Origin of the sequence: Pseudomonas luteola NBRC 103146 (assembly GCF_002091675.1) — a bacterium.
In the GTDB taxonomy this organism is placed as follows: Bacteria; Pseudomonadota; Gammaproteobacteria; order Pseudomonadales; family Pseudomonadaceae; genus Chryseomonas; species Chryseomonas luteola.
This window is the reverse complement of record NZ_BDAE01000011.1, coordinates 72156-88996: the sequence shown is the minus strand read 5'-3', so window position 1 is coordinate 88996 and position 16841 is coordinate 72156. Positions and strand designations below refer to the sequence as shown.

General features: G+C 55.6%; 19 protein-coding genes. 17 read left to right on the top strand and 2 right to left on the bottom strand.

Annotated features, from left to right (window positions below; genetic code table 11):
* The first annotated feature begins 1 nt into the window (after position 1).
* The 5 genes from motD to PLU01S_RS13555 all read left to right on the top strand — a co-directional run bounded on the left by motD (position 2) and on the right by PLU01S_RS13555 (position 3628).
* On the top strand, positions 2 to 823 hold the full coding sequence (motD, locus tag PLU01S_RS13575; protein ID WP_074825271.1) for a flagellar motor protein MotD: 822 nt from the start codon (positions 2 to 4) through the stop codon (positions 821 to 823).
* Between the two features lie 92 nt (positions 824 to 915).
* Positions 916 to 1707: a ParA family protein gene (locus tag PLU01S_RS13570; RefSeq protein ID WP_074825274.1), complete on the top strand. Its 792-nt coding sequence runs from the start codon at positions 916 to 918 to the stop codon at positions 1705 to 1707.
* 77 nt (positions 1708 to 1784) lie between these two features.
* Positions 1785 to 2657 (top strand): CheW domain-containing protein, encoded by an 873-nt coding sequence (locus tag PLU01S_RS13565; RefSeq protein ID WP_074825276.1) that lies wholly within the window; start codon positions 1785 to 1787, stop codon positions 2655 to 2657.
* Between the two features lie 93 nt (positions 2658 to 2750).
* Positions 2751 to 3230, top strand: a complete 480-nt coding sequence (locus PLU01S_RS13560) for a chemotaxis protein CheW (protein WP_010797947.1) — start codon at positions 2751 to 2753, stop codon at positions 3228 to 3230.
* Entirely contained in the window at positions 3230 to 3628 is a 399-nt protein-coding gene (locus PLU01S_RS13555) for a DUF2802 domain-containing protein (protein ID WP_010797948.1), read from the top strand. Before PLU01S_RS13560 ends, PLU01S_RS13555 begins: the two co-directional genes overlap by 1 nt.
* Positions 3629 to 3752: 124 nt before the next feature.
* Here the strand turns inward: PLU01S_RS13555 and PLU01S_RS13550 are convergent, their stop codons facing one another.
* Entirely contained in the window at positions 3753 to 4067 is a 315-nt protein-coding gene (locus PLU01S_RS13550) for an EscU/YscU/HrcU family type III secretion system export apparatus switch protein (protein WP_074825278.1), read from the bottom strand.
* The gene (gene fliK / locus PLU01S_RS13545) at positions 4064 to 5590 is read right to left on the bottom strand and encodes a flagellar hook-length control protein FliK (protein ID WP_074825280.1); all 1527 of its coding nucleotides are present in this window, start codon (positions 5588 to 5590) and stop codon (positions 4064 to 4066) included. Before fliK ends, PLU01S_RS13550 begins: the two co-directional genes overlap by 4 nt.
* Before the next feature lie 143 nt (positions 5591 to 5733).
* Here fliK and ccmA point away from each other — a divergent pair, with 143 nt between their 5' ends.
* The 12 genes from ccmA to pepN all read left to right on the top strand — a co-directional run bounded on the left by ccmA (position 5734) and on the right by pepN (position 16653).
* Positions 5734 to 6357: a cytochrome c biogenesis heme-transporting ATPase CcmA gene (gene ccmA, locus PLU01S_RS13540; RefSeq protein WP_074825281.1), complete on the top strand. Its 624-nt coding sequence runs from the start codon at positions 5734 to 5736 to the stop codon at positions 6355 to 6357.
* Positions 6354 to 7025 (top strand): heme exporter protein CcmB, encoded by a 672-nt coding sequence (ccmB, locus tag PLU01S_RS13535; RefSeq protein ID WP_074825285.1) that lies wholly within the window; start codon positions 6354 to 6356, stop codon positions 7023 to 7025. Before ccmA ends, ccmB begins: the two co-directional genes overlap by 4 nt.
* A 12-nt stretch (positions 7026 to 7037) precedes the next feature.
* Positions 7038 to 7799 (top strand): heme ABC transporter permease, encoded by a 762-nt coding sequence (locus PLU01S_RS13530; protein WP_074825287.1) that lies wholly within the window; start codon positions 7038 to 7040, stop codon positions 7797 to 7799.
* A complete protein-coding gene (ccmD, locus tag PLU01S_RS13525) occupies positions 7796 to 7972 on the top strand; it encodes a heme exporter protein CcmD (protein WP_019365132.1) in 177 nt (58 codons plus the stop codon). Before PLU01S_RS13530 ends, ccmD begins: the two co-directional genes overlap by 4 nt.
* Entirely contained in the window at positions 7969 to 8427 is a 459-nt protein-coding gene (gene ccmE, locus PLU01S_RS13520; RefSeq protein ID WP_010797955.1) for a cytochrome c maturation protein CcmE, read from the top strand. Before ccmD ends, ccmE begins: the two co-directional genes overlap by 4 nt.
* A gap of 47 nt (positions 8428 to 8474) precedes the next feature.
* Positions 8475 to 10448, top strand: a complete 1974-nt coding sequence (locus PLU01S_RS13515) for a heme lyase CcmF/NrfE family subunit (RefSeq protein ID WP_074825289.1) — start codon at positions 8475 to 8477, stop codon at positions 10446 to 10448.
* Positions 10445 to 10981 carry a DsbE family thiol:disulfide interchange protein gene (locus PLU01S_RS13510; RefSeq protein WP_074825291.1) on the top strand — a complete coding sequence of 179 codons (537 nt, stop codon included), beginning with the start codon at positions 10445 to 10447 and terminating at the stop codon, positions 10979 to 10981. Before PLU01S_RS13515 ends, PLU01S_RS13510 begins: the two co-directional genes overlap by 4 nt.
* Positions 10981 to 11451 (top strand): cytochrome c-type biogenesis protein, encoded by a 471-nt coding sequence (locus tag PLU01S_RS13505; RefSeq protein ID WP_074825585.1) that lies wholly within the window; start codon positions 10981 to 10983, stop codon positions 11449 to 11451. The genes PLU01S_RS13510 and PLU01S_RS13505 overlap by 1 nt, the downstream gene beginning before the upstream one ends.
* The gene (gene ccmI / locus PLU01S_RS13500; RefSeq protein WP_074825294.1) at positions 11451 to 12656 is read left to right on the top strand and encodes a c-type cytochrome biogenesis protein CcmI; all 1206 of its coding nucleotides are present in this window, start codon (positions 11451 to 11453) and stop codon (positions 12654 to 12656) included. The genes PLU01S_RS13505 and ccmI overlap by 1 nt, the downstream gene beginning before the upstream one ends.
* A 122-nt stretch (positions 12657 to 12778) precedes the next feature.
* Complete coding sequence (locus tag PLU01S_RS13495; RefSeq protein WP_074825296.1) at positions 12779 to 13042, top strand: YeaC family protein; 264 nt, start codon at positions 12779 to 12781, stop codon at positions 13040 to 13042.
* 78 nt (positions 13043 to 13120) lie between these two features.
* A complete protein-coding gene (locus tag PLU01S_RS13490; protein WP_074825298.1) occupies positions 13121 to 13948 on the top strand; it encodes a DUF2797 domain-containing protein in 828 nt (275 codons plus the stop codon).
* A gap of 47 nt (positions 13949 to 13995) precedes the next feature.
* Positions 13996 to 16653 carry an aminopeptidase N gene (pepN, locus tag PLU01S_RS13485; RefSeq protein ID WP_074825300.1) on the top strand — a complete coding sequence of 886 codons (2658 nt, stop codon included), beginning with the start codon at positions 13996 to 13998 and terminating at the stop codon, positions 16651 to 16653.
* Positions 16654 to 16841: the final 188 nt, after the last annotated feature.

Sequence of the window (16841 nt, the reverse complement as noted above, 5' to 3'; positions counted from 1 at the left end):
GATGCGTCGCCGTCGACACGAGGAGCATGAAAATCACGAACGCTGGCTGGTGTCCTACGCGGATTTCATCACCTTGCTGTTTGCCTTCTTTGTTGTGATGTATTCCATCTCATCCATCAATGAGGGCAAGTACAAGATTCTATCCGAGACGCTGACCGGTATCTTTACAGAGCCGGATCGCTCCATGAAACCTATTCCCATTGGGGATCAGATGCCTCGCAGCGTTCAGCCTACCATCGAGCAGAATACGCCTGCATCGGATAACGCGCCGGCGACTACTCAAGCAGTCGATCCGCTTGAGCAGATAGCAACCAGTATGCAGAACGCCTTTGGCGATCTCATCAATTCAGATCAGATGACTCTAAGGGCAACCGAGACCTGGTTGGAAATCGAGCTGAATTCCAATCTGCTTTTTCCTAGCGGGGATGCCATTCCAGGCGATCCAGCCTTTGGCTTGATGGCGAAGGTTGCCAAAATTCTGGCACCTTACAAGAACCCGATTCAGGTAGAAGGGTTTACTGACAATATTCCCATCAGTACGCCCCAATACCCCACCAACTGGGAGCTTTCAGCGGCGCGATCCGCCAGTATTGCTCGGCTGCTGATTGGTGATGGCGTTACACCCGAACGGCTCGCCGTGGTCGGGTATGGCAGCTATCAACCAATAGCAGATAACTCCACCCCTGAGGGCAGGGCGCGGAACCGTCGGGTGGTGTTGCTCATTTCACGAAATATCGACATTCACCGTGGCGTGGGTGGTTTTCAGGAGCGCTCCGCTTCCGGCAGAAATGGCACGCAAAGTGCACCTGCTTCCTCCAAGTAAGCGATAGAACCAATCGCTGTCAAATCTTCGCCGCTGGTATATCCAGCGGCTTGGCCTTGGCAATGCAGTACGCTGCCTGGGGAGGGTAGAACGTGAGAGTTTGGGCAATAGCCAATCAAAAGGGCGGAGTAGGCAAGACAACAACGTCTGTTTCGCTGGCAGGGCTTCTGGCTGACTCGGGCAAGCGTGTCCTGATGGTCGATCTTGACCCCCATGGCTCCTTGACGAGTTATTTTGGACAGGACCCGGATCGACTGGAGCGCAGCGCCTTCGAACTGTTCCTGCATCAGGGGCAGGTTCCGGACGGGCTACCCAAGCAACTTCTGCTACCGACCAGCCATGAGCGTATCTCGATGCTGCCGGCCAGTACGGCGCTGGCGACACTGGAACGGCAGTCACCTGGGCAAAATGGCATGGGATTGGTGATTTCCAAAAGCCTTGCGCAGTTGTGGAATGAGTTTGACTATGCCCTGATCGACAGTCCGCCCTTGTTGGGCATTCTGATGGTCAATGCATTGGCGGCAAGCCAGCAGTTGGTCATTCCTGTGCAAACGGAATTTCTGGCGATCAAAGGATTGGAGCGCATGGTCAATACATTGGCCATGATCAACCGCTCCAGAAAACAGGCGCTTCCTTACACGATCGTACCGACGCTGTTCGACCGGCGTACCCAGGCTTCGCTGGGGACACTCAAATACCTCCGAGACAATTACGTCGAGCATCTGTGGCAAGCGTTCGTTCCCATTGATACCAAGCTGCGGGATGCCAGCCGTGCAGGGATAACCCCCTCGCAGAACGATGCGAATAGTCGTGGTGTCATTGCATATAGGGCGTTGCTTAAGCATCTGCTTGATATGCAGCCTGCCTCAATGAACGTCGCGTGAAGACATAGTGATGCAGTACTCAAGTTTTTGCGGTATCCAGCCGATAGTTTCTTCAATCTTGAAGTGTGATACGTGACATGAGCCGTTCTACTAGCACTGAAATTCGTCCACAGCTGGCTTTGCAGTCCTATCTGGATGCGCTGCTGATGGAGGCGACACTCGAGCTGCCGGTAGAGACGCCTGCCGCCCTCCAGCATGAGGCGGTTGTCGTCTCGTTGGTTGAAGTGGTGTCCGTGGCTGCGCCTGATCCTGTTGCGCCTACGGTCCAAAGCGTGTCTTTGGACGAGTTCGAGGCGGCTGTACGTGAGGAGAAGGCACGCGATGCCCAGGTCAGGGAAACTCCTGCCCAGAACAGCCTGCCTGTGGTGCCGGTTGTTAAGCCTGTAGTGGCAGAGCCGGAAAAAGTTGTCGATACCGTTATTCCGTTAAGAACTGTTCAGGCTGTCGAGCAGCAGGTGCAGCCTTTCAAGGTAAGCGACGACGGAAGGCCGGAATGGGCTGAAGAGCCGTTTGAATGTCTGTTGTTCGACGTGGCGGGGCTGACCCTTGCTGTGCCGCTGATATGTTTGGGAACGATTCATTCACTGGAAGGCCGCGAGCTGACGCCATTGTTTGGTCAGCCCGATTGGTTCCTGGGCATCCTGCCCAGCCCGCAGGGTAATTTGAAGGTATTGGATGCCGCGCGCTGGGTCATGCCAGAGCGCTACCGCGAAGACTTCAAGGAAGGCCTCCGGTTCGTTATCTCGGTTGAAGGGTATGACTGGGGAATTGCGGTACACCAGGTCAGCCGTTCGATACGTCTGGACCCTGCCGAGGTCAAATGGCGAACGCAACGATCCCAGCGGCCATGGCTGGCGGGAACGGTAATTGAGCATATGTGTGCCTTGCTGGATGTATCGGCGCTTGCGGCGCTGATTGAAAGCGGTGCTGCAAAGCAAAGGAAACAATAGAAGGGTTGACCTACGCTTAAGGGGTCGATTCTGGATCAACCAAGGCGGGAAGACCGCCAAGACCGCCAAGGCGGTATCAACGAGGCTGGGAAAATGAAGAAAACGTCTGCACAAGGTTCCGAAGATCCAATCCTGCAGTGGGTAACCTTCCGTCTGGACAACGAGACGTACGGTATCAACGTCATGCAGGTTCAGGAAGTGCTGCGCTATACGGAAATAGCTCCGGTGCCAGGTGCTCCAAGCTACGTGCTGGGTATCATCAACCTGCGCGGTAACGTCGTGACGGTAATTGATACACGTCAGCGTTTTGGCCTGGACTCTGCCGAGATCACGGATAACACCCGTATCGTGATTATCGAGGCCGACAAGCAAGTCGTTGGTATTCTTGTCGACAGCGTGGCTGAAGTCGTTTATTTACGTCAATCTGAAATCGAAACCGCACCAAACGTGGGTAACGATGAATCCGCCAAGTTTATCCAGGGCGTTTGCAACAAGAACGGCGAGCTGCTGATTCTTGTCGAATTGGATAAGATGATGAGCGAAGAAGAATGGTCTGAGTTGGAAAGTATCTAATGTTGGCAGCGTTGATCGTGCTGGTGTTCATTTGCCTTGGGCTGGCGGGTGCCTGCTTTCTGCTATGGCAGGAGCTTAAACGGCAGGCGTCAAAGCTTGCCCAGCATGAGGAAACAACCGAAAAGCGCTTGAGGGCTCTAGCCAAGCGGCTGGAAACCTATCAGGCCGGCACGGTCCGTATGGGGGAGCAATTGCATGAAATCAATGAGATGGTTGCACCCCTGCCTGACAGGCTGACCCGTATCGAACAAAGCGATCCGGCCAGCCTGTCGTTCAGTCAGGCTGCGCGCCTTGTGGGGTTGGGTGCCAGTGTCGATGATCTGACTCAGTCCTGCGGGCTTTCACGGGCCGAGGCCGAACTGATCAGTAAGATGCATAAGGCGCGTCAGCAATCCTGACAAAGTGCATCTCGCAAGCCTGCCACAGATCTTGTGTCATATCCGGCAGGCCTTGCATTTCTTCATTTCCCGGAAAGCCATCAGTCATGCACTGATGGCTTTTTTGTGCTCTCGATAAGATGTTTCAGCATTTTCCGGATAGCGCCGATAGGATGGGATCATCCTGCCTGCATGACAGGCTCTGCGGATGCTTACCCTTCAGATACCAGGCGAACGCGATGATTTCGGCAATCGTGCGGTACAGCGCTTCAGGAATGGCATCGCCAAGCTCAAGGCGTGCCAGCAGGCGTACCAGGTCAGCGTTCTCATAGATAGGGATTTCGTGCTCTCTGGCCAATGCCAGAATGGCTTCGGCAAGATCTGCATCGCCTTTGGCTGTTAGGGTGGGAGCGGTCTGGCCGTCATAGACCAGTGCAATAGCCTGCTTCGAAGTACTCATGCGCTTTCATCTATCCAGCGTTCTTCAATGTGAGTGCGTAGTCCACGCACCGGTTTTCCCAGTGTGCATTGCAGCTCGCCTACCAGAAGTCCGGCCTCAAGCAATTGCTCCTTGAAGTGCTCCAGCTCATGGGTGATGAGCGCAGCGGTTTCCTTCTGCTCGGCCCAGAACTGGCTTGAAAGCGTACCGCGAGCAAGTTTGGCTTCGACCTGCATATTGCCAAGCGGCTCGAGGTCAAAGGCAAGATCGAGTTTCCAGATGCTGTCACGCAGTTCGCCAGCGCTTTTGGAAGGGCGTTCCTCTTGCAGCTTGTATTGCAGACTGGTGATGCGCTCACCGTTACGCATGGGAAGTTCCCCTTGCCAGGTAAGCAGCATGGATCCATCCGGGTAGTGCTGTGTCTGTTCAACGCCTGACAGCTGATGAGTTTGCAGGCGTGATAGGGCTGCTGTTGCCAACTTGAGCAATTCTTCAAGCTCCATGCCTTCCTGCAGCAGCGAGCTAACTATCCGTGACGGCAGAGGAAAGCTCAACGCAGCATGCTTAGGGTTCCCTTGGCCCAATGCCGTTAGGGCATTGCGCAGGCTTCCTGGCAGGTTTGGCACGCCGGCTTGAGGAGGAAAAGTGGTCGAAGTCGTTGTAGTCTGGCTCAGTTGACTGATTAGGCGGAGCAGGAGCGTCTTGTAATCCTGCGGCAGCCGTTCAGTCTCACCTGAAGTAAGGTGTCGCTCCAGCAAAATGCCGCTTCGCTCGAACAGGGTTTTTACGACATCCGGGTTCTTGAGTTCTTCAACCTCGGGTACGGAGGCGAGCAGCTGACCAAGCGTATCGCGCAACACGCCGGGCGTGGCGGGCGAGTCCGTTAGTAGCGGCAGAGCTTGAAACAACTGGGCCAGCGAGCCTTGTCGTTGGAACTGAGCCGTCAACTGCTGTCCCAGCTCAATCTGATCGAGTCTTCCGCTGGAGGGCACCAGAGCAACCTGCTGTGCATCGCGTACCGCAACCGTTATCAGGCTGCCGGGCTTAAGGGCATTTAGCGATTCGATTATCAGTTGTTTGCCTGCAAGGGCACCGTTGAGCAATGTCACAACGGATTTGAAGGATATCTGCCCCTCAGAGGCGTCGGCTGGTTGACTGCTGACCACTCGCGTCTGCAGCAGGGTGCCTGGCGGAAGCGCTTTGGTATCCAGGCTTTTCAAAGGCGTCTCTGCCTTGGCCTCGATCTGTACAGCCAGGCGGGTAGACGATAACGCCATGATGTTTAGTAGCGAACCGGTTGGCAGGGGTGAAGTGCTTTCCGCCGGTAGGGTAAGTTGACGTCCATTGGCAAGCGTCAACTGCAGCAATAACTGAAAACTCTGCAGGTTCTGCTTAAGGGCAACAACTTGCGCCTGGGCTGTTTCGCCGGGCAGCAGAGGGCTTTCTGTCGGCAAGGTAATCCGCACGGCCGGCTCGGCGGGTAACGCTGCCCGCGTTGGGACAACTGGGGCAGAAGCGGGGCGGATAGTGCCTATGTCAGCCATGTAGCCACTCTGATAGTTTCATGCAGTCGGTCGTCCAGGCTGGCGTGATGTGTATAATGCTGGCCAATTGACGGGCTTGGTCTTGTTTCCAGCCTACTATAGCGGCCGATTCCGTTCCGACTTGATGCCAATGGTTGCGTGTAGTGATACCCCCTTGTCTTGAAGCCGTTGCGCTCACCTGTGAGCGTGACGAGCGCGTGCTGTTCGAGCAGCTGGATCTTGTGCTCGAATCTGGTGAAATGCTGCAGATAATGGGGCCGAATGGCAGCGGTAAAACCAGTCTGCTACGTCTTCTGGCAGGGCTTATGGCTCCAACGGCCGGTGAGGTGCGTCTGGCTGGTAGGCAGCGACACGAGCCGTTCAGGCAGTTACTCTGGCTTGGCCATGCGACTGGAATCAAGGGACTCCTGACTGCCGAGGAAAACCTCACATGGTTGTGCGCCTTAAACAGGCCCGCCACTCGGGAAGCAATCTGGCAGGCTCTGGATAGCGTAGGGCTGTCTGGCTTCGAGGATGTTCCCTGCCATACGCTCTCTGCCGGACAACAGCGTCGTGTCGCATTGGCTCGCCTGTATCTTGACCCTCCTGCCTTGTGGATACTCGATGAGCCGTTTACGGCTCTCGACCTCCAAGCGGTGGAGCATCTTGAGCGGCATTTGAACCAGCACTGTGAACAGGGTGGAGCAGTGGTGCTTACTACGCATCATCAAATGACGCAAACGCCGACGCGCTATCGCCAGCTAGAGCTAGGGCAGGGGGGCTCATGAGCGGGCTCTTCGTGCTTCTGCTTAAACGTGAATCGCTACTGCTATGCCGACGCCCGGTGGAGCTGGCCAATCCCTTGGTGTTCTTTGCGATCGTGATTGCCCTGTTTCCCCTGGCGGTGGGACCTGAAAGCCAGCTGTTGAAAGAGCTGTCGCCAGGGTTGATTTGGGTCGCTGCCTTGTTGGCGGTATTGCTTTCACTGGACGGCCTGTTTCGTAGCGATTTTGAGGACGGCTCACTTGAGCAATGGGTGCTCTCGCCGCACCCACTCTTTGTTCTGGTATTGGCCAAGGTGATGGCGCACTGGGTGTTTACCGGGCTGGCGCTAATCGTGCTCTCGCCTGTCCTGGCGCTCATGCTGGGGCTTCCTGTCCAGTGTTTGGGGGTGCTGCTGCTATCGTTGCTGCTCGGTACGCCTGTGTTGAGTTTACTGGGTGCTGTAGGTGCAGCGCTGACTGTAGGGCTCAAGCGGGGCGGGTTGCTGCTGGCTCTGCTTATTCTTCCGCTTTACATTCCGGTGCTCATTCTGGGCAGCGGTGCATTGCAAGCCTCTCTTCATGGAATGCCCGCCGCAGGACAGCTTTTGTGGCTGGGAAGTTTGATGGTTTTATCGCTGACGTTCTCTCCGTTCGCTATTGGCGCTGGGTTACGGATCAGTGTGGGTGAATAATGTGGAACAGTCATGAAGTGGACGTTTTTTCATAAACTGGGCTCGCCCAAATGGTTTTACGAGATCAGTAGCCGGTGGTTGCCCATCCTGGCGTGGGCGGCGGCATGCTTCGTTATAGTAGGCATGGTATGGGGCCTGGTCTTTGCGCCGCAGGATTATCAGCAGGGTAATAGCTTTCGCATCATCTATATCCATGTACCTGCTGCATTTTTGGCGCAGTCGGGGTATCTGCTTCTGGCAATTGCCGGGGTAGTAAGCCTGGTCTGGAAAATGAAGCTGGCCGATGTCGCACTCAAATGCGCAGCGCCCGTAGGCGCCTGGATGACTTTTGTTGCGCTGGTAACCGGGTCGATATGGGGCAAGCCAACCTGGGGTGCCTGGTGGGTGTGGGATGCACGGCTGACTTCCATGTTAATCCTGCTGTTCCTGTATTTCGGCATCATTGCGTTGGGGCAGGCTATTTCCAATCGGGAAAGTTCGGCCAAGGCCTGCGCGGTACTCGCCATCGTAGGTGTTATCAACCTGCCAATCATTAAATATAGCGTTGAATGGTGGAACACCCTACATCAGCCTGCCACGTTCACGCTTACCGAAAAACCGGCAATGCCCATCGAGATGTGGCTTCCGCTTCTAATAATGGTGGTTGGTTTTTATTGTTTCTTCGGCGCTGTTGTCCTGATGCGCATGCGTCTTGAAATCTTACGCCGCGAATCACGAACGTCTTGGGCCAAGGCAGTGGTTGAAGAGAGCCTTGGTAAAAGGGGTAAAGCATGACGTTTCATTCGATAGGCGAGTTTCTGGCCATGGGTCATCACGGACCTTATGTGTGGTCAGCTTACGGAATCACTGCACTGGTCCTGATAATCAATATCGTGATGCCACGGCTGGCACACCGTCGTTATCTGCAGAGCGAAGCACGCCGCCTGCGTCGGGAGATGAACCCGTGAATGCTGTCCGTAAAAAACGTCTTTTGATCATTCTGGCGATTCTGGCTGGCGTTGGGGTCGCCGTGGCCCTGGCTTTGTCGGCATTGCAACAGAACATCAACCTGTTCTACACGCCCAGCCAGATCGTTTCGGGTGAAGCCCCCGTGGGCACTCGTATCAGGGCGGGCGGTATGGTCGAGCGGGGCTCTCTCCAGCGATCGGCCGACTCGCTCGATGTACGCTTCATCGTGAGTGATGGCGTTCAACACATTTCCATCAGGTACCATGGCATCCTGCCGGATCTGTTTCGCGAAGGGCAGGGGATCGTCGCGTTAGGCAAGCTCGATGCATCCGGTGTGCTCAATGCCGACGAAGTGTTGGCAAAGCACGACGAAAATTACATGCCGCCTGAAGTAACCAAGGCCCTCAGGGACAGTGGCGCCTACCAGCAGTTTAGTAACCAGAAGGGCAGCTGATGCTGCCGGGCTCTGCATTTTTGTTTTTAGTGTAATGCGAGAAATTCATGATTCCTGAACTAGGCCACCTGGCTCTGATACTTGCGCTGTGCATGGCTGTGGTCCAGTCGACGTTTCCCTTGCTGGGCACATGGCGAGGCAACCGGCAATGGATGGGGCTTGCGCGGCCGGCGGCCTGGGGACAATTCGCTTTCCTTCTTTTTTCATTTGGCTGCCTGACCTGGTCATTCCTGACGAATGACTTCTCAGTGACCTATGTGGCGGAGAACTCAAACAGTCTATTGCCCTGGTACTACAAATTCAGTGCAGTCTGGGGTGCGCATGAGGGATCGCTGCTGCTATGGGCTCTGATCCTTGGCGGCTGGACGTTTGCTGTTTCCATCTTCTCCAGGCAATTGCCCGAAGACATGCTGACGCGGGTTCTGTCCATCATGGGAATGATCAGCTTAGGTTTCTTGCTGTTCCTGATCATGACGTCCAATCCATTCTCACGCCTGCTGCCCCAGTCGCCTGTGGATGGAAATGACCTGAATCCCTTGTTGCAGGATGTTGGGCTGATTGTGCACCCGCCTATGTTGTATATGGGCTACGTGGGGTTTTCCGTCGCCTTTGCCTTTGCCATCGCAGCCTTGCTGGGCGGGCGTCTGGACGCGGCATGGGCCCGCTGGTCCCGGCCCTGGACGCTGGTGGCCTGGACATTCCTGGGTATCGGTATTGTCCTGGGTTCCTGGTGGTCCTATTACGAGCTGGGTTGGGGTGGCTGGTGGTTCTGGGACCCGGTAGAAAACGCATCATTCATGCCGTGGCTGGTCGGGACAGCGCTTATCCATTCGTTGTCCGTCACGGAAAAACGTGGGGTCTTCAAGAGCTGGACGGTATTGCTGGCAATTGCTGCGTTTTCCTTGAGTCTTCTGGGTACGTTCCTGGTTCGCTCAGGCGTGCTGACCTCTGTCCATGCGTTTGCTTCAGATCCCACCCGTGGGGTGTTTATCCTTGCCTTCCTTCTGGTCGTGGTAGGCAGCTCGTTAACCCTGTTTGCCCTGCGGGCACCTGTTGTTAAAAGTCAGGTTGGATTTGAGCTGTGGTCTCGGGAAACGCTCCTGCTGATCAATAACCTCATTCTGGTCGTAGCGGCGTCCATGATCCTGCTGGGTACGTTGTATCCGCTGGTCATTGATGCACTAAGCGGTGCCAAGCTGTCTGTTGGTCCGCCTTATTTCAATGCCCTGTTTGTACCGCTGATGGTCATACTGATGATTGCACTGGCAATCGGCGTACTGGTGCGCTGGAAGAGCACCCCTGTGCGCTGGTTGCAGGGCATGCTCATGCCAATACTTATTGTCAGCGTTGTTCTCGGCGTGCTGGCAGCGTTCATGCTGGGCGACTTTCATTGGGCGGTGCTGGCGGCGTGCTCGTTGACGTCCTGGGTTGTACTGGCTGGCCTTCGCGATCTGCAGGACAAGACGCGCCATAAAGGTTGGCTCAAGGGTATTCGCAGCCTCGGCCGCAGTTACTGGGGGATGCAGGCTGCCCATCTGGGGCTTGCGGTGTCGGCATTAGGGATAGTGCTCTCTACCCAGTTCTCCGCTGAGCGCGACCTGCGCATGGCGCCCGGGGAGTCGGTCGAGCTGGCAGGTTATCACTTCATTTTCGATGGCACTCAGCATTTCGAGGGGCCTAACTTCAAGTCGGACTTTGGCACTCTGCGGGTCTCGAAAGGCAATCAGAATGTTGCGGTTCTGCACCCGGAAAAGCGTCTTTACGTAGTACAGCGCTCGGTCATGACCGAGGCAGGCATCGATGCAGGGCTTATGCGTGATTTATACGTGGCGCTTGGTGAGCCGTTGGAAGACGGGGCCTGGGCAGTCCGCATCCATATCAAGCCATTCGTACGCTGGATCTGGCTGGGGGGCGTGCTGATGGCGCTAGGTGGACTACTTTCCATGTCGGACAAACGTTATCGACTCAAGGTGCGTCAGCGTGCCAGTCGGTCCCTGGGGCTCAAGGAGGCGCAGGCATGAAGCGTCGCCTGGTTCTACTGATTCCACTCGTTCTTTTCCTTGCCATGGCTGGCTTTCTATTCAAGGGCCTGTATCTGAAGCCATCTGAGCTACCGTCCGCACTGATCGACAAGCCATTGCCGCCATTTTCATTGCCCGCTGTTGACGACCCCGGCCGAACCCTGACTCAGGTTGATTTTCAAGGCAAGCCCGCCTTGGTCAATGTATGGGGCACCTGGTGTGTCGCATGCCGGGAGGAGCATCCCGTTCTGAATACGCTCAAAGAGCAGGGCATCACCATCTACGGCATCAATTACAAGGACGATAATGCCAGCGCATTGAGGTGGCTGAAGGAATTCCACAACCCCTATCAGCTCAACGTTCGCGATGACAAAGGCAGCCTGGGTCTGGACTTGGGTGTATACGGCGCACCAGAAACCTATCTGATCGATAGCAAAGGCGTCATCCGCTACAAACATGTAGGCATTGTAAGCCAACAGGTGTGGCGTGATGAGCTGGCGCCGCGTTACCAGCAGCTCATGGAGGCGCCATGATCCGCCGGATAGGAGCATCATTATTATTGCTGTTTGTATGGATAGGCGTTGCACAGGCCGCCATCGAAACCTTCGCGTACACAAACGATGCCGAGCGCGAGCGCTTTCAAGCACTGACGCGTGAATTGCGCTGCCCGAAGTGCCAGAACCAGGACCTTGCCGACTCGAATGCACCCATCGCCGCTGATTTGCGAGGAGAGATTCATCGTCTGATGAACGAAGGTAAAAGCGATGAGCAGATCATCAGCTATCTGGTGGCGCGATATGGTGAGTTCGTCATGTACAGGCCGCCTGTTGAACAGCGGACCTGGCTGCTCTGGTATGGGCCGGCTGCGTTTTTAATCTTAGGATTCTGTATCATCCTGATCATCGTTCGACGTCGCCAGCAACAAACCTTGCCATCCAATGCTCCATTGTCTGCCGATGAGCAGGCACGCCTTGCATCACTTCTGAAAAAGAAAGATTCCTGATGATCGATTTCTGGCTCGCCATAGGGCTGCTGCTGCTCGTTGCCTTGGGCTTCCTCCTGATTCCTGCGATACGCCGTCAGCACGTTGCCTCTGGTAAAGACCGTGCCGTCGTCAACGTTGAGCTTTACGAGGAGCGACTGACAGAGCTCTCCCAGCAACACGCTGCAGGCTTGCTGACTGCTGAGCAGTGGGAAGAAGCCCGCTCCGAAGCTGCCCGTGAGCTGCTTTCCGACACTCAGCAGGCAGACACTGACGCCACAAGCGCTAAAGGCGGGCGCGCTGCGCCGTTGATCGTGGCGTTAATCGTTCCGCTCGTTGGACTTGGACTCTACCTGCATTGGGGTGCCAGCGACCGGGTCGAGCTCACTCGCGAGTTCAGCCAGCCGCCGCGCTCCATGGATGAAATGACTTCCCGGCTAGAGCGCGCGGTTGCCGTCCAGCCTGAGTCTTCTGAAGGCTGGTATCTGTTGGGTCGTACCTATATGAGCCAGGAGCGTTTCAGCGAGGCTGCTCATGCGTTTACCCAGGCAGTCCGGCAGGCCGGGCGTCAACCTGAGCTGCTAGGGCAGCTGGCGCAGGCGCAGTATTTTGCGGACGGTAAAGTCTTGACCCCGGAGGTCAGGACGTTGGCTGACGAAGCGCTCAAGGCTAATCCCAAGGAGGTGACTACGCTTGGGCTCCTGGGCATAGCGGCGTTCGAGCAGAAGGATTACGCCGGTGCAATCACTCATTGGCAAACCTTGGTCGATCAGCTGCCTACTGGTGATCCGTCCCGTAAGGCTATTCAAAGTGGTATCGAGCGGGCCCGGCGCTATATGGGCGCTAGCGGCGAAGCTGCATCTTCAGCCAGTGCTACTCAATCAGCTACCCTGAGTGTCACGGTAAGTCTTGATCCAGGCGTGAGCTCACATGTCAAGGCGAGTGATACCGTGTTCGTGTTTGCCCGCGCTGTATCAGGCCCCCCCATGCCATTGGCAGTAAAGCGTCTGACAGTAGCGGACCTGCCTGCCAGGGTATTGCTGAGTGATGCAGATGCGATGATGCCCCAGCTGAAGCTGTCAGGTTTTGATCAGGTTCAGCTGGTTGTGCGTATCTCTCGGCAGGGAAATCCAACGTCAGGTGAGTGGGTTGCGCTTGGCAAGCCGATTGCGGTTAAAGATGCCCAGCCGCAGGAGTTGAAAATAACGCAGCCCGACGCCAAATAGAAGATTTGCATGGCTTCTTGCAGGAGAGGCCATGCCTTGCCGGATGGCTGTGCGCAAGCATTCGCTTCCCGCTACACTTAAGCCTTTATTTGCCGGTATTTCTACTTAGCAGGAGCGGGAGCATGTCCACACCCTTTGCCCAAATGCTCGATAACATCACGCCGGAAATCTACGAGAACCTAAAACGCGCTGTAGAAATCGGTAAATGGCCGGATGGCCGCAAGCTGACACGCGAGCAGGTCGAGCTAAGTTTGCAGGCGGTCATTGCCTACGAAGCCAAGCATGTGCCCGAGGACCAGCGAGTCGGCTATATGGGCCCACAAGAGTGCAGTTCTAAGTCCGAGCCAGTTCCCAATATTCTCTTCAAGTCCGACGCGATTCATTAATCGCCACGACTCGGCAGTTCCAGGCGCCGCGGCCTCAAAAGCCGTGGCGCTTTCATTTCTAAAGGTAGTACAACAACCATGACAGAGTTAGGGCGCGGCGCGCTAAGCAAGATGAAGGTGCGTCTCGGCGACCCCGTGCAGTATTCGTTTCGTTTAGGCGAAACAGAAATTCCAGTCAATCCATTGATTGGCGAAAAGATTCGTCTGGAATACCTGGGTGACATCCACTGTATCCATTGTGGCCGCAAAACCAAGAAAAGCTTTAGCCAAGGATATTGCTATCCGTGTTTTACCAAGCTTGCCCAGTGTGACAGCTGCATGATGAGCCCTGAAAAATGTCATTTCGAGCATGGCACCTGTCGTGAGCCGGAATGGGGCGAGTCCTTTTGCATGACGCCGCACATTGTCTACCTTGCCAATTCCTCTGGACTTAAAGTCGGTATTACCCGTGCCAACCAGATACCTACTCGCTGGATCGACCAGGGGGCTCATCAGGCGTTGGCCATCTTGCGTGTTGCTACACGACAGCAATCGGGCTTGGTAGAGGATCTTTTCCGTAGTCAGGTAGGGGATCGCACCAACTGGCGCGCTATGCTGAAAGGCGAGGCTCAGCAAGAGGATCTCATCGCGCTACGTGATCGTATACTGGATGCCTGTGCTGAAGGCATGCAGACTCTTCAGGAGCGTTTTGGCCTGCAGGCAATCCAACCAATAGTCGACATGGAGCCGCTTCAGATTCATTATCCGGTTACGGTGTATCCCACCAAGATTGTCAGCCACGATCTGGAGAAGACGCCTGTAGTAGAAGGCACACTGCTTGGTATCAAGGGTCAATATCTGATGTTTGATACCGGGGTCATTAATATTCGCAAATACACAGCTTACCAGCTGGCCGTGCATCATTAAGCCGCCGCGGTACAACCGCCGTCGTGAATTAGCATAAGGGTTACGTCATGCGCACCGAGCAACCGAAGACGATACATCTCAAGGACTATCAGGCCCCTGAGTACCTCATTGACGAGACGCATCTCACGTTCGAGCTGTTCGATGACCATACGCTCGTTCATGCCGAGTTGCATATGCGGCGTAACCCTGACCGAGGCGCCGGTCTGCCACCCCTTGTTTTGCAGGGGGAAGAGCTTGAGCTGTTGAGCCTGTCGGTCAATGCCGAGCCCCAGACGCCTAATGAGTATCAGATCGAGTCCGATCACCTGACGATCCAGCCCTGTGGCAACAACTTCACTCTCAGCACCACTGTACGCATCCATCCGGAAACCAATACGGCGCTGGAAGGCCTGTATACCTCTGGCAAGATGTTCTGTACGCAGTGCGAGGCCGAGGGTTTCCGCAAGATCACCTACTACCTCGACCGCCCGGATGTGATGAGCGTATTTACCACAACCATCAAGGCGGACAAGGTCAAGTATCCGATCCTGCTTTCCAATGGCAATCCGATTGCCAACGGTGAGGAAGAGGGCGGACGTCACTGGGCGACCTGGGAAGATCCCTTCAAGAAGCCGTCCTACCTGTTCGCGCTGGTAGCCGGTGACCTCTGGTGTATTGAGGATACGTATACCACGGGAAGCGGACGCGACGTAGCCCTGCGGATCTATGTGGAGCCGGAAAACATCGGCAAGCTGCAGCATGCCATGGACAGCCTCAAGCGCTCCATGCGTTGGGATGAGGAAGTCTATGGCCGCGAGTACGATCTGGATATTTTCATGATCGTTGCGGTGAACGACTTCAACATGGGCGCCATGGAAAACAAAGGGCTGAACATTTTCAATTCCAGCGCTGTTCTGGCGAGCCCGGACACTGCCACAGACGCCGCGCATCAGCGGGTCGAGGCTATCGTTGCCCATGAATACTTCCATAACTGGTCGGGTAACCGTGTCACTTGCCGTGACTGGTTCCAGCTGTCCCTGAAGGAAGGCTTTACCGTATTCCGTGATGCCGGATTCTCCTCCGACATGAACTCGGAAACAGTCAAGCGTATCGAGGACGTGGCTTTTCTGCGGACCAATCAGTTCGCAGAGGACGCCGGTCCGATGGCACACCCGGTGCGCCCGGATTCCTTTATCGAGATCTCCAACTTCTACACCCTGACTGTCTATGAAAAGGGTGCTGAGGTGGTGCGCATGCTGCACACCCTGTTAGGTGCAGATGGTTTCCGCAAGGGGACCGATCTGTACTTCGAGCGCCATGATGGCCAGGCGGTCACTGTCGAGGATTTCGTCAAGGCCTTGGAAGATGCTAACGACGCCGACTTCACTCAGTTCAAGCGCTGGTACAGCCAGTCCGGTACACCGCGTCTGGAGGTGGCTGAAGCCTTTGATGAACAGGCCAAAACCTATACGCTGACCTTCCGCCAGAGCTGCCCGCCAACCCCTGGCCAGTCCACCAAGGAGCCGTTCGTAATTCCGGTCAAGTTAGGGCTGTTGGGGGGGCAAGGGCAAGAATTGCCGCTACGCCTTGCTGGTGAGACGGAAGACGCTGTAACGGATCGCGTGATTGCCGTAACCGAGGTCGAGCAGTCCTTTACGTTCGAAGGTATTACGGAAAAACCGCTGCCCTCATTGCTGCGCGGATTTTCCGCACCGGTCAAGCTTAGCTTCCCCTATACGCGTGAGCAGCTGATGTTCCTCATGCAGCACGATTCCGACGGGTTCAATCGTTGGGATGCTGGTCAGCAACTGGCTGTACAGGTCTTGCAGGAGCTGATCGTTCAGCAGCAGAAGGGTGAGGTGATGGTACTCGATCAACGTCTTGTCGAGGCGCTGCGCACGGTACTGGAGGACGAGCGCCTGGATCAGGCTATGGTGGCAGAAATGCTGGCGCTTCCAACGGAGGCGTATCTGGTCGAGCTGTCTGAGGTCGCCGATATCGATGCTATCCATGCTGCCCGTGACTTCGCTCGTGATGAGTTGGTTAAGGCGTTGTATGAGCCGCTGTGGAAGCGCTATCAGGCGAACCGCGAAACCTCACGCAATACGCCGTATGTTGCCCAGGCGGATCATATTGCCCGCCGCAGTTTGCAGAACATCGCACTAGGCTATCTCATGATGAGCCGCAAGCCGGAAGTGGTTGCAGCGGCTCAGGAGCAGTTCGACAACTGTGACAACATGACGGAACGCCTGGCGGCGCTGTCAGCCTTGGTAAACTCCGACTTCGAGGCGGAGAAGACCGAGGTGCTGGAGCGCTTTGCCGAGCGCTACAAGAATGATCCGCTGGTCATGGACTCCTGGTTCAGTGTGCAGGCGGCCAGTTACCGTCCGGGTGGTTTAGACCGCGTCAAGGCATTGATGGGGCATCCTGCCTTCACCTTGAAGAACCCCAACAAGGTTCGTGCACTTATCGGCGCCTTCGCCAACCAGAACCTGATCAATTTCCATCAAAAAGACGGCAGCGGTTATCGCTTCCTGGCTGATCAGATCATTACGCTCAATGCCTTGAATCCGCAGATTGCATCCCGCCTGCTAACGCCGTTGACCCGCTGGCGCAAGTACGATGAAACCCGCCAGCAACTCATGCGTGGGGAACTGGAGCGGATCATGGCAAGCGGTCAGCTCTCGAGCGATGTGTATGAGGTGGTAAGCAAGAGCCTGGCATAACGTAAATGCTTGGGTAGCAGGCCTGAAGGATAGGCCTGCTACTTCCGGCTTATTTCTATAGAGTGGTGAGCAGGGCGGTGCTTTTCGTGATAGTTCGGAAGGGGCCGCTACTGCTTGCACGCTTCTGCCATGAGTGATGTTTGTTCTTTCCTGGCATTCTGGTCGCGCGGACTTTCCCTGGTGTCGCT